Raw genomic sequence first — 12,216 nt, 5'->3', positions numbered from 1 at the left:
TAGGAGTACGAGTACGAGTATGAGCAGGAGTATGAGAGGAGGATGACATGGCGATTTCGATCAGCCGGGCGGAGGTCAAGCGCAAGTGCATGATCCCGACGTCGGACACGAGCCGCGATTCGGACATAGACGCGCTCATCGGCGAGATGCAGCCGAGCGTCGAGTACACGATATCGGACGATTGCCTGAATGACACGGGCAACACCAGGCTGCAGGCGACCCTGAAGCTCGGCATCCTGGAGATCATCAGCGGGGAGTGCCTGCGGCAGATGGACCGCGAATCCGGGGCGTCGGAGACCCTGTCGGCAGGGGGAATCACCCTCGGCGCGCGCAGGGATTACGGTGCGTCGCTCGCCGCGCAGGGGGCGGAGAGGTTGCGGCCCTACCTGAAGGCATACGCCGCCGACGGCGACGCCGGGATCGGGAGCACCACCACGGGCGTGCAGCTCTGCTTCACGGACGAAAGCATGAGGAGTTGGTAGGAATGAGCGCACTCAAGAGGAGGGCGGACGGTGTGTTCGACCGGGTCGGGGAGCAGTTCCTCATCAACGGGACGACCGCGGCGAAGGGGATCATCATGCTGCTCGACAAGAACCGCATGCACGTGTTCTTCGACGACGTCGAGCAGGACCAGTTCGACCGGCCCGCGCTGATCGTCCTGGCGCCGGCGGACACCCAGGTGGCGGTGAACAACACCGTCACGCGCGACGGGAGGACTTACACGGTCAGCAGGGTGGCGAAACGGCGGTACCGCGATGAAGTGGTGTCGCAGTTCATCCTGCTGACCTAGAGAGGCGGACGATGGCAAACAGGGCTGCTGTAAGGAGCGGATATGCGGGCGCGCGGCTGGCGGTCATCGAGGAGAAGCTCGAGATGATACTGGCGGAGCTGAGCGCGATACGCGCCTTCATCCCGGGCAGTATGGTCGAGCACTCGGAGCGGATCGGCGTCCTGGAGCGCAACATACGCGCGGTCCAGTGGCTGGGGGGCGTGATCGCGGTCGCGTTGATGGGAGCGTTCATCGGGCACGTGCTGGGGAAGTGATTGGTGAGCAGAGGCCAGTGATTAGTGATTAGCGATGAGTGACCGTCATCCTGAACTTGATTCAGGATCTACCGCTCTGCATGGATCCTGAAACGAGTTCAGGATGACGTGTGGTCGGTCAGTATGACGCACAGCGTATCGAAGGACGGCCTTGCGGAAAGGAGAATCATAATGAGCAAGAACGAACTGTGGCAGGTGATACCGTTCATCCTGCCGATCATCTCGTACATCATCGGGAAGCGGAAGAACGCGATCCGAGTGCCGAAACCGATCTCGGCGCTGTTGGAGAACGCGGACGCCGTCGCGGTCGTCGTCCAGGGCATCGAGGCGGCCGAGACGATGAAGGACACGACGAGTGAGCAGAAGCGGGCATACGTCCGGGCGTGGGCGAAGTCGGAACTGCAGACTCTGCTCGGCGGCCGGCTGCCGGAGAGCACGATCAACTTCCTGATCGAGCACGCGCTGGTGCGGCGGAAGGGGCGAGCGGGGGCCGGTGGTGGGTGATTAGTGATTAGTGATGGGTGATGGGTGATTAGTGATGGGTGGGGCGGCGAGAACATGAAGAACGAGAGCGCTTACAGGGGCCTCGATCCGGAGTTTCGGGCGAGTCTGGACGAGTTCGAGCGGCGGTTGGAGGCGGCCGGCATCGGGGTGAAGATGACCTGCGGATACCGGTCCGCCGCCGAGCAGAACCGCCTGTACGCTCAGGGGCGGACCGCGCCCGGGCGGATCGTGACCAACGCGAGGGGCGGTTACTCCTGGCACAACTATGGGCTCGCGGCCGACTACGCGTTCGCGGCCGGCGGGCGGATCACCTGGGACGGGCCCTGGAACGTCTTCGGCAGGATCGCGCGGGAGTGCGGCCTCGAGTGGGGCGGCGGCTGGAAGAAGCTCCCCGACCGCCCGCACGTCCAGTGGCGGAAGGGGCGCACTCTGGCGGAGATGCGGGCGGCAAAGAAGCGATGACGCGGAGAGGAGACATGAAATGCTTACGGCAGCGCACAGAACGACGAAACAGGCGCAGGAGGTTGCGGCTACGTCGAAGGGCGAGCTGGTGACGATACCGGCGGACGCGAAGGCGGCCGCGCTCACCGAAACGGGCACCATCGCCGGCCCGATCCGGCTGATCGGGATGATCGTGATATCCGGCACTGAGTCGGCGCAGATGACCGTCGCCGCCGACGGGAACACGGTGCTGGCATGGAAGACGACGGGGTCGGGCAACATCAGCGGGTTCACGCTCCCCTGCCCGGTCGCCTGCCCGAACGGCATCACTGCCACGAAGAACTTCGGCAGCGGCGGGGTGTTCCTGGTCTACTACATCGAGGGATGAAAAACCGGTATTGGTATTTGGCCCGGGATGTGACATAAAACCTCTGGGAGCGCGCGCCCTTGCCGTCATGCCGGGCCAAAGGCGTCATGCTGAACTCGTTTCACCATCCAGAGGGCGTGGATCCTGAATCAAGTTCAGGGTGACGACGGGCAGCCCCGGTGAGTGAGGCGGGCGGCGAGCCGGATGCTCCCAGGGGAGGTCGAGAACATGGTCCGAAGAGTAACGCTGGTCGTGATAGGATGCCTCGCGGCGGTCCTGCTTGCCGGGACCGAAGCTGCGGGCGCGGTTGACCTGCAGTACAAGTTCAAACCGGGGGAGGTGGTCCGCCACAAGATCGTGGTGGACATGGACGTGGCGCTGGCGATAAGCGCCCCGAACGCGCCTCAGATCCCGCCGATGCACATCAAGGTCGTCGGCTTCGTCAAGCAGAAGACGAACAGGGTGCTGCCCGACGGCAACGCCGAGGTGACGGACACCGTCGAGTCAATGACGATGATGATAGGCGGCGAGACGAGGAAGCTCCCGCTGGAGAAGGTTCCGCCGATCACCGGGATAGTCTCCAGGTTCGGGCCGGCGAACCCGCTCGCGAGCGCGGGCGGGAACGGAAGCGCGCTCTCGACGATGCCGCTCGGCAACTTCGGCATGACGCAGTACATCCTTCTGCCCGGGCAGGCGCTGAACATCGGCGACTACTGGACGGACACCGTCAACCTGCCGCTCGGCGCGAACATCCAGCAGCGCTCGACGCTCGTCTCCGAGAAGGCGGCGCTCGGCCGGTACAGCGTCGCGGTCATCAAGCAGGATCTGAGCGGCGACATTGACGTGCCGTTCTCCCAGCTCGCCGCGCTGGCCGGACAGATGCCCGGGGTCCAGCAGATACCGTTCGACGGCAACCTGAAGGCGCTGGTGGTCGGCGGCATGAACAGCTATTTCTCCGCCGAGAAGGGGCGGGTCATCCGCACCGAGGGGACGCTGGACATGCAGATGGACGCCGACGTGAAGGATGCGAGCGCCTCCGGCAAGGTGGCGGTTCGGGCGCACATGAACTTCTCGGTGAACGTGATGCCGCCGAAGTGAGGAGCCCTGTCACGCTCGAAATTATCATCTGGTGATAATCCAGGCCGGGCGCGACAAGGGCTCGATGGAAAAAAGTCCGGAAGAAATTCGCTAGAAATGCGGTGAATGGCACGATTCTTGCAAGTACATCTACCGGGTGATTACACGAATTTTCTTCTTTCCTTTCGTGGCAATCTTGCCGGTTGGCTACCGGCGCACATTATAAGCCCGGTCGAGCATTCGACCGGGCTTTTTCTTTTCGGGATGCAGTCTACTGATAGCAGCGGGGCGGCCGTCCTTCGATACACGCGCCGGAGCGCGCACTCAGGACTTGCGGTTCTGTTCCGTCAACTGATCGCCGGTCAACCACTCCGTGAGCCCTGAGTGCTCGGAGCGAAGCGGAGAGTGTATCGAAGGGCGCGTGGCGAGGGGTGAAGCTGGAGCCGGAAGTGCCGAACCCCAACATTGAACCTTGAACCCTCCCCAAGAACCCCCTCGGCCCGGAGGCCGGTCCCCCTTGATAAGGGGGACAGCGGAGAGCTGCCCGCGCCGTCGCCTTGGACTCAACTGAGGGTCTGTCTGTAAAAGAGCAGAGGCCGTTGCCGGCGTCGAACGAACCCACAGCGGAGGCCGGTGGAACTCAGGATCAGCTCTCTGGCGGAATGTATCTTGCAGTTCCCCTGCATCCCGTAACCGAATACTGCGTGCAGCCCCAGAATGCTTTCCATTTGTCATTGAGGCGCGGCCTAACAACCCTCATAGGTGAGCCGCATTCGGGACAGGTAGGGGCGAACTTCGTCGTCTGGACTCTTCCCTTATGCCGCTTCGGCGTCGCAGACATGGCAAAACTACTCCATGTGCCCCACGTTGCACTTCTCCTCTCAGCGAGCATATCCCATCTTGCCTGCCATCTGCCCTTGTTTCTGGTAACCCGCAACACTTCCGCCAGATGTGGGCCGGTTTCCTCTGTGAGTTGTTGGGGGCCTTCCGTTGCTTTCTGGCATGTGGGGCACTCGATTCTGATAAGGTTCTTGCGGCGATATAGGAGGAACTTTATCTTGCCTTCCCCACAGCTAGGACAGCGATAGCCGTATATCCTCGTCAGTTCTTGCAGTTCGTCCAACGTGACGAGTTGCAGCCGGCGGAGATGTGCCCGGACATGATGAGTTCCATTGCTTGCTCGGTTACTTCTCTCGTGGGTACAAACAAGAGTGAAATACCCTGTCTTGATACTACCCCATATCCTCTCGTGGCCCTTCTCCGGCTCCAACGCGTGATGGAAGATGCACAGCGAGACGAGGTTGTCCGGGGAATGAGTTCCGCCTTCTGCGACAGGGCGTACATGGTGAACGTGCAATTCGAGCCGAGACGGGCACCCCGTTACTTGGCAGCGATTGGAGTCTCTGCTGATAACAACAGAGCGAAGGTATTCCCAGAATGGCGGATAGCCAGGCCAGTGGTCAAAGACCTTGAGTATCTGTCGATCTCTGTCCGTCAGTTCGGCCGTTGGATCATGGAAGTGTTTCAGCGTTGGCTCGGTCGGCACGGGGTTACTCTGCTCCCATTGTGCTCTCCGGTTTAGCCACTCATTAGTCTTCTTCTTGTTCATGAAGCTCTTTGAATAGCCGACAGTCAATAGTATGGCAGTCAATACCAAGAACGCAGGGTTGGCAAGAACAAGAAGCAGCGATGCCCAGCCACAGACTACGAGCGCGCTGTCTTCCGATTGGAATTCAAACCTTTCGCGAAATCCTTCCCAGGCGAGCCGTCGCGCCTCAGTTGCCATAATGAACTGGCGGCGGAGCGCCTCATATCTCTCTGGGTATGAGATCAGTGCCACCTCTGAAAAGCAGGGCTGGCATAGGAACGACTTGTCACTTAGCAGAATGCCGTGGGTGTACGTCCTCCTACACAGCATGCAGGGGCTATTTGCATTGCTGATGGCACTTTCTTTGTAGGCCTCGTTACGTTCGACAAGCTGCGCCAGATTTACGCGACTCAGGAACTTCGAGGGATTGAACTCGGAATGCCATCTCTCGGCGGCTGTATCCAACAGCTATCACTTCCTTTTGAAACCCTTCGCTATGTTGGACATAGCTTAGCACCTGGGACCCAGTTCAGCATGACGGCCTTGCCCGTCCCGACGCGCCCTCACACTCCGTGGCTGTGGTAGCCGGTCATGAAGTATGTTACGCCGAAGTAGGTGATCAGGACCGCGGCGAACCCGATCACCAGCAGGCGGTTCGACCACTTGCCGCGCCAGCCCTGGACTATCCGCACGTGCAGGTAGGCCGCGTAGACCAGCCAGGTAACCAGCGACCACGTCTCCTTCGGGTCCCAGCTCCAGTACGCTCCCTGCGCCGTCTGCGCCCATATCGCGCCGGTGATGATGCCCAGCGTGAGCAGGGGGAAGCCGAGCGCGACCATCCGGTACGCCAGGACGTCCAGCGAGTCGAGCGAGGGCAGGTGGCGCTGGAGGCCGGTGATCCGCTTGGCCTTCAGCAGCCGCTCCTGCAGCATGTATCCCAGAGCCGCCCCGAAGGCCAGCACGAAGCTCGCGTAGGCCGCCAGACTGCTGACGATGTGCACGGCGCTCCACCGGTTGCCGAGCGCTTCCCGGAGATGCGCGTTGCCCTCCGCCTGAGGCATCAGGAAGACGTAGACGCCGAGCGCGACGAATGCCGCGAGGGAGGCGAACGCCCCGAGCGCGTTGACCTCGGGGCCGCGCCTCGTCGCGAGGTAGATCGCGGTGAGCGCCCACGCGACGAAGGCGAGCGATTCGAGCATCGTGGCGAACGGCAGGCGCTGGTGCTCGACGCCCCGGACGGCCATCGCGAGCGCGAGCAGGATCAGCCCGCCTATCCCCGACCACGCCGCCGCCCGCCCGATGCGCCCGGGCCTGAGCGCAAGGCTCCAGAGGTGCAGGACCGCCGTGGCCCCGAAGACGAACAGCGAGGCCGCGTAGAGCGTCGGGCTATGCATCGGGGCCTCCGTCCTCGGGCGGGCAGATGCCGAAGACCTCGCAGATCGTCTCCAGGCGGCCCGACGGGTCGTCTTCCGCCGCGTACTCCTTGATGCGGATCATCGGCTCGTGGCAGATCCTGTTCACGATCGAGCGCGTCGTCTGGTGGACGGCCTCGATCTCGTCGTCGGAGAGCTTCGGCAGCCTCGCGCGCAGCCTCTCGACCTCGGACTTCCTGATCTCCTCGAACTTGTCCCTCATCGCCGCGATCACCGGCACCGCGTCCAGAGTGCGGAACCATTCCATGGCCTTCCCCACCTCCTCCTCGATGATCCTATCCACTTTCGAAATCTCGGCCCTGCGCTCGCCAGCGTGCCGCTCGACGACTGCCTGGAGGTCGTCAATGTCGTACAGGAAGACGTTGTCGAGGTCCCCTGCCCCTGCCTCCACGTCTCGCGGGACGGCGACGTCTATCAGGAACATCGGCCGCCCGCGCCGGGCCTGCATCGCGGACGAGACCATCGCCCGCGTGACGATCGGCTCCTCCGCGCCCGTCGAGGTGATCACGATGTCCGACCTGCGGAGCGCCTCCGGGAGTTCGTCGAAGGCGACCGCCTGCCCCTCGAACCGCGCCGCGAGGTCCTCGGCCCTCGAGTGAGTCCTGTTCGCCACCAGCACTGAGGTCACTCCGGCGGACGAGAGGTGGGTGGCGGCAAGCTCGCCCATCTTGCCCGCGCCGACGATCAGCACCGTGCGGCCGTTCAGCGGGTCGAAGATCGAGCGCGCGAGCTGGACGGCCGTGTAGCCGACCGAGAACGCCCCGCGCCCGATGTCGGTCTCGGTCCGCGCGCGCTTCCCGACTGCGGCGGCCTGCTGGAAGAGAGGGTTCAGCACCGGGCCGGTCGCCCCCGCGGCGGCGGCGGCAGCGTAGGCGTTTCTCACCTGGCCGAGGACCTGCGCCTCGCCGATGACCATGGAATCGAGCCCGGAGGAGACTCGGAAGAGGTGCTCGATCGCCTTGTGGCCCGCGCGGGAGTAGAGGTAAGGCTCGAATGACGACGAAGGAACGCCGCAGAAATCGGAGATGGCGTCGAGGATGTCATCGTCGGCCAGGTACCCCCTCCCCCTGCCCCCTCCCTCAAGGGGAGGGGGAAAACCGTCCCTCACCCCCTCCCCTTGAGGGAGGGGGCAGGGGGAGGGGGCTCTCTCAGACGTCGTCCAGGCGTATATCTCGGTGCGGTTGCAGGTGGATAGGGCGACGGCCTCTCGGACTCCTTCGCACCGGGCGACTCTCGAAGCGAAGGCTCCGCACTCGGCCTCGGGGACGGCCAGCTTCTCGCGAATCTCCACCGGGGCGGTGGTGTGGTTCAGGCCGATGACGACTAGATGCACTCTCGCGCGGCCTCCAGGGCTTCGTCGAACGACTCTTCGGCGAGGAGTCTCAGGGCCTCGGATCGGAGGATGCGCTCGTACGCGGCGGCGCGCTCCTCCATGGAAGCGTACCTCTCCTTGACCTCGTCCCGGAGCGACCCGAGCAGGTCGGCGAGGCGGCCGTACTCCGGGCCGTAACGCGCCTCCAGTTCCTCGCGGATGGTGCGGGCGAGTGAGGGGCTGCTGCCGGACGTCGAGACGCTGATGACGAGGTCGCCGCGCCGGACGGATGCGGGCACGAAGAAGGTGCAGAGTTCCGGGTCGTCCACGATGTTGACGGGGATGCCCCTCGCCCGGGCGTCTTCGGATATGCGCCGGTTGACCTCGCGGTCGTCGGTCGCGCCGATGACGAGGAACGCGCCGTCGAGGTGCTCCGGGCGGTACTCGGACTCGACGTGCTCGATGCGTCCCTCGGACTTCAGGCCGGCCAGCCTGGGGGTGAGGTCGGGCGAGACGACGCGGACCGACGCGCCGTATTCGAGGAGCGACTCGGTCTTCCGCTCCGCGACGGCGCCTCCGCCGATGACCGCGCAGGTGCGTCCGCTCAGATTCAGGTTGATCGGGTAGTAGGGCATGGGTTGTCGGTGACCGGAAGCGAGCCCGCCAGTCCTGAGTGCGCGCTCCGGCGCGTGTATCGAAGGACGACGCTCCAAGGAGCGTCATGCCGAACTCGATTCGGCATCCATGGATCCTGAATCAAGTTCAGGATGACGGGTCCGTTGGTGAGAGCGCACTCAGTTCGTGTATGTGTGCAGGCTCGGGCCGAGCAGGCCCAGCTTGTCAAGCAGGTTGACCCCGAACAGGGTGAAGATCACCGCCCCGAAGCCGACGACCAAAACGATCGCGGACGTGCGGCCCTTCCATCCCTTCGAGAAGCGCATGTGCAGGTACGACGCGTAGATCAGCCAGGTGATCAGCGCCCAGGTCTCCTTCGGGTCCCACCCCCAATAGGTCCCCCACGCCTTCTGCGCCCAGAGCGCGCCGGTGATGAGGAGGAGGGTCTGCATCAGGAATCCGAAGCTGACCAGGCGGTAGGCCGTCCGATCGAGCGTGTCCGGCGCGGGAAGCCTGCTCGCCCAGAAGGAATCCGACCGAGTCTTCCGCTCGCGTATGAGATACATCAGCGCGAGGCCCGCCGCGATGGCGAACGCGGAATAGGCGAGGACGGCGGTCGCGATGTGCGGCACCCTCCACGCGCTCCGGAGGGCGGGCATCGTCGGGTTCACCTCCGTCGGCAGGCGCACCGCGAGCAGGGAAATGCAGGCTACGAGCGGCACGGCGAACGACCCGTAGACGCGCGTCCTGGTCAGGAACTCGAGCCCGAGGTAGACGAGCACCCCGCCCCACGCGAAAGAGAGCATATACTCGTACATGTTCAGGAACGGGGGACGCTCGGCTGCTACGGTCCTCACGACCAGCGAGCCGGTGTGGAACGCGAAACCGATCAGCAGGACGATCAGCCCCGCCCTGCCGGCCGCCTCACGCTTGCTGAAGAGGTAAGCGGCATACAGAACCGCCGCGGCGGCGTAGATCCAGAATGCGATCTGAAACAGCGTTGAGCCCAGCTCGACCGTCATGCTTTTCTCCGTATGAAGCGCGGCGGCGCGGCATCGCAGTCGTCACCCTGAACTTGATTCAGGGTCCATCCCGTCGCAGATGCTGAATCGAGTTCAGCTTGACGAGTCCGTCGGCACCACGCGACCGCGCACTGCAAGGCTACTGAGTCGCTTTCTTGAACGTGTGCACCCCGCCGTGCATGTGGCAAGTCGCGCAGGTCGCGTCGGCCGCCGCGGTCGGGGCGTGAGTCTTCATATCCTTTATCGTGCCCGCGTGGCACTCCAGGCAGAGGTCGTTCACGGGCTTGCGTATCTGCGCCTTGAGCCCTTCGACCGACTTGTGCGGGTCGTGACAGGTCGTGCAGTTCGTCCCGACCTTGGCGTGCTCGCTCTGAAGGTGCTCGGAGTACTGCTGGTTCGCTCCGGGCGCGGTCGGCTTGGCGTCCACGAAGGTCTTCGTCAGGTCGTCGCCGGGCCTGAAGCCGACGGGGTGAGGCAGCTTGCCGGTCGGGTCCTTGCCGGCGGAGTGGCACTGGCCGCAGATCATCCCCTTCTTCACGGGGTCGAGGTTCTTCGGGTTGACGATCGCCTTCTGGTTTCCGCCCACGTGGTCGCTGCCCGGGCCGTGGCACATCTCGCAGCCGACTCCCTCCGCGAGGAACTTCTTGGTGGCCGGGTCGAAGCCGGTGGTGTGGCAGGCGATGCACTGCGCGGCCCCGTCGGCGGCCTGAGCGGGCTTCCACTTCTTCTCCTTGACGTACCACATGGCGGGGAGCACCTGGAAGTTCGCGTCGAGATAGGCCTGCTTGTTGGTGCCCTTGCCGAGGACCCAGGCGACCTGTTCCTTCTTGAACACCGGATTGGTCGTGAAATCGCCGACGATCGCGCCCTCGACGGACGCCTTCTGCATCGCCTTCGGGTGAGCGGTCTTGTCGAAGCCCGGAACGAAGGCCTTGCCCTTCTCCTCGAGGGTCTGGTGGCACATCTTGCAGAGCATACTGCCCTTGTAGGATGCCTTGTGGACGTCCCAGGCATCCTGGGCGAGCGCGGTCAGCCCGAACACCGCGAGGATCGCGGCGGCAATCGGCCAGACGGCAAACGCTTTTCTGCGCATGAAAGTTACTCCTTGGCGGGACGGTGTTGCGGCCCGATTATAGCATATATCGCGGGCTTTTTGTGCAAGCCGCGAGCGCGCGGGCCTCATCTTGTTGATACGATGCGCGCCGCCCCGTTGTTACCGACCGGCGCCGCCCCGGCCGGCCGCTCCCCGCAAAGAGGGGTTTTGCCGGCGATGGAGAATGTGATCGTGAGGAGCGGCAGGCCTTCGGGCCTGCCCATCAGCGCGCGGAATCACTTGGAGGCAGTCATGAAAGGTCTCACTCGCAGGCAGTTCCTGGGGATGACGGCGGGAGCCACCGCGTCATTCGTCATCAGCAGTCGGTTCAGCCCCGTGCTGGGCGCGAACGACACCATCCGCGTGGCGGTGGTCGGCATCAACGGCAGGGGCGAGTCTCACATCAACAGTCTCCTCGGGCTGGAGGGCGTCGAGATAGCATACCTCGTGGACCCCGACAGCCGGCTGTTCGACCGCAGGAGCAAGAAGATAACCGACGCGGGCAAGCGGGCGCCGACCTGCGTGCAGGATATCCGCAGGGCGCTCGACGACAAGGACCTCGACGCGGTCTCGATCGCTTCGTGCAACCACCAGCACTGCATCCAGACGATATGGGCCTGCCAGGCGGGCAAGGACGTCTACGTCGAGAAGCCGCTCAGCCAGACCGTGCACGAGGGGCGCGTCGCCGTCGAGATCGCCCGCAAGCACGACCGGGTGGTCCAGTACGGCACGGACAAGGGGACCAAGGGCGACCTGATCGCGGCGCTCGCGCGAAGGGGCACGTACGGCAAGCTGCTGGTCTCGCGCGGGCTCTGCTACAAGCGGCGCAAGAGCATCGAGTTCCGAGACGTCAAGCAGCCGCCGGCCGAGCTCGATTTCGACCTCTGGTGCGGCCCCGCGGCGAAGAAGGGCTACCACGAGAACCTCGTCCACTACAACTGGCACTGGTTCTGGGAGTACGGGTGCGGCGACATCGGCAACCAGGGCGCGCACGAGATGCACGCCGCGCTCCACGCGATCCCCGACGCGACTCTCCCGCGCGGAGTCGTGAGCGTCGGCGGGAGGTTCGGCTACGTGGACCAGGGGCAGACGGCCAACACGCAGGTCGCGGTGTTCGACTACGGCGACACTCAACTCATCTTCGAGGTCCGAGGGCTCGAGACCGGCGGGTACTACGGGCAGGGCGTGGGCAACACCTTCCACTTCGAAGAAGGCGTGGTCGCGGGCGACAAGTTCTATCCGAACGGCGGGAAAGAGCCGGAGCCGGTCGTGAAGATCGAGCCGGACAAGACCAGCAGGAGCGCGAGCTTCCCGGAGTTCATAAGCGTGATGCGAAGCCGGGACAAGGCGCTCTTCGACTGGAACATCGAGACCGCGCACTACTCCTCGGCGCTCTGCCACCTGGCGAACATCTCCCAGCGGCTCGGCACGAGGGTGACGTTCGCGGGCATTCCCGATCCGTTCCAGGCGAACGAGTTCGGCAACGAGTCGTTCCGGAGGATGGGCGAGCACCTGAAGGCCAACGGCATCGAGGTGGAGCGTTCGTCGTACCGTCTGGGCCGGGAGCTGAAGTTCGACCCGGCGGCGGAGAGGTTCATCGGCGACGATCAGGCGAACGCGCTGCTCGCACGCGCGCCGAGGCCGCCGTTCGTCATCCCGGACAAGGCGTGACAGCCTTCTTCCGAGGTCCAGAACCGTCAGTCCTGAGTGCGCGCTCCGG

General features: G+C 64.2%; 14 protein-coding genes. 8 read left to right on the top strand and 6 right to left on the bottom strand.

Annotation, left to right across the window (positions count from 1 at the left end):
- Positions 1 to 47 precede the first annotated feature (47 nt).
- From KBC96_08580 to KBC96_08550, 7 genes are all read left to right on the top strand, one after another.
- Positions 48 to 482 (top strand): hypothetical protein, encoded by a 435-nt coding sequence (locus tag KBC96_08580; GenBank protein ID MBP6964447.1) that lies wholly within the window; start codon positions 48 to 50, stop codon positions 480 to 482.
- A 2-nt stretch (positions 483 to 484) separates the two neighbouring features.
- Positions 485 to 790, top strand: a complete 306-nt coding sequence (locus KBC96_08575) for a hypothetical protein (GenBank protein MBP6964446.1) — start codon at positions 485 to 487, stop codon at positions 788 to 790.
- An 11-nt stretch (positions 791 to 801) separates the two neighbouring features.
- Positions 802 to 1,044 carry a hypothetical protein gene (locus KBC96_08570; protein ID MBP6964445.1) on the top strand — a complete coding sequence of 81 codons (243 nt, stop codon included), beginning with the start codon at positions 802 to 804 and terminating at the stop codon, positions 1,042 to 1,044.
- Positions 1,045 to 1,215: 171 nt separating this feature from the next.
- The gene (locus KBC96_08565; protein MBP6964444.1) at positions 1,216 to 1,548 is read left to right on the top strand and encodes a hypothetical protein; all 333 of its coding nucleotides are present in this window, start codon (positions 1,216 to 1,218) and stop codon (positions 1,546 to 1,548) included.
- A 54-nt stretch (positions 1,549 to 1,602) separates the two neighbouring features.
- A complete protein-coding gene (locus tag KBC96_08560) occupies positions 1,603 to 2,010 on the top strand; it encodes a M15 family metallopeptidase (protein ID MBP6964443.1) in 408 nt (135 codons plus the stop codon).
- A gap of 19 nt (positions 2,011 to 2,029) precedes the next feature.
- Positions 2,030 to 2,377, top strand: a complete 348-nt coding sequence (locus tag KBC96_08555) for a hypothetical protein (GenBank protein MBP6964442.1) — start codon at positions 2,030 to 2,032, stop codon at positions 2,375 to 2,377.
- Between the two features lie 207 nt (positions 2,378 to 2,584).
- Positions 2,585 to 3,454 (top strand): hypothetical protein, encoded by an 870-nt coding sequence (locus KBC96_08550; protein MBP6964441.1) that lies wholly within the window; start codon positions 2,585 to 2,587, stop codon positions 3,452 to 3,454.
- A 625-nt stretch (positions 3,455 to 4,079) separates the two neighbouring features.
- On the opposite strand, the gene KBC96_08545 is transcribed toward KBC96_08550, so the two are convergent.
- From KBC96_08545 to KBC96_08520, 6 genes are all read right to left on the bottom strand, one after another.
- Positions 4,080 to 5,486, bottom strand: a complete 1,407-nt coding sequence (locus KBC96_08545; GenBank protein MBP6964440.1) for an HNH endonuclease — start codon at positions 5,484 to 5,486, stop codon at positions 4,080 to 4,082.
- A gap of 98 nt (positions 5,487 to 5,584) precedes the next feature.
- Positions 5,585 to 6,415, bottom strand: a complete 831-nt coding sequence (gene ccsB, locus KBC96_08540) for a c-type cytochrome biogenesis protein CcsB (GenBank protein MBP6964439.1) — start codon at positions 6,413 to 6,415, stop codon at positions 5,585 to 5,587.
- Complete coding sequence (locus tag KBC96_08535; GenBank protein ID MBP6964438.1) at positions 6,408 to 7,787, bottom strand: glutamyl-tRNA reductase; 1,380 nt, start codon at positions 7,785 to 7,787, stop codon at positions 6,408 to 6,410. The genes ccsB (KBC96_08540) and KBC96_08535 overlap by 8 nt, the downstream gene beginning before the upstream one ends.
- Positions 7,778 to 8,401 (bottom strand): bifunctional precorrin-2 dehydrogenase/sirohydrochlorin ferrochelatase, encoded by a 624-nt coding sequence (locus KBC96_08530; GenBank protein MBP6964437.1) that lies wholly within the window; start codon positions 8,399 to 8,401, stop codon positions 7,778 to 7,780. Before KBC96_08530 ends, KBC96_08535 begins: the two co-directional genes overlap by 10 nt.
- 159 nt (positions 8,402 to 8,560) lie before the next feature.
- A complete protein-coding gene (ccsB, locus tag KBC96_08525) occupies positions 8,561 to 9,403 on the bottom strand; it encodes a c-type cytochrome biogenesis protein CcsB (GenBank protein ID MBP6964436.1) in 843 nt (280 codons plus the stop codon).
- 139 nt (positions 9,404 to 9,542) lie between these two features.
- On the bottom strand, positions 9,543 to 10,496 hold the full coding sequence (locus KBC96_08520; GenBank protein ID MBP6964435.1) for a hypothetical protein: 954 nt from the start codon (positions 10,494 to 10,496) through the stop codon (positions 9,543 to 9,545).
- Between the two features lie 252 nt (positions 10,497 to 10,748).
- On the opposite strand from KBC96_08520, the gene KBC96_08515 reads away from it, so the two are divergent.
- Positions 10,749 to 12,167: a Gfo/Idh/MocA family oxidoreductase gene (locus tag KBC96_08515; GenBank protein MBP6964434.1), complete on the top strand. Its 1,419-nt coding sequence runs from the start codon at positions 10,749 to 10,751 to the stop codon at positions 12,165 to 12,167.
- Positions 12,168 to 12,216: the final 49 nt, after the last annotated feature.

The sequence above is a fragment of the Armatimonadota bacterium genome (assembly GCA_017993055.1).
GTDB lineage: Bacteria > Armatimonadota > UBA5829 > DTJY01 > DTJY01 > JAGONM01.
This window is presented reverse-complemented; position numbering and strand designations above follow the sequence as displayed.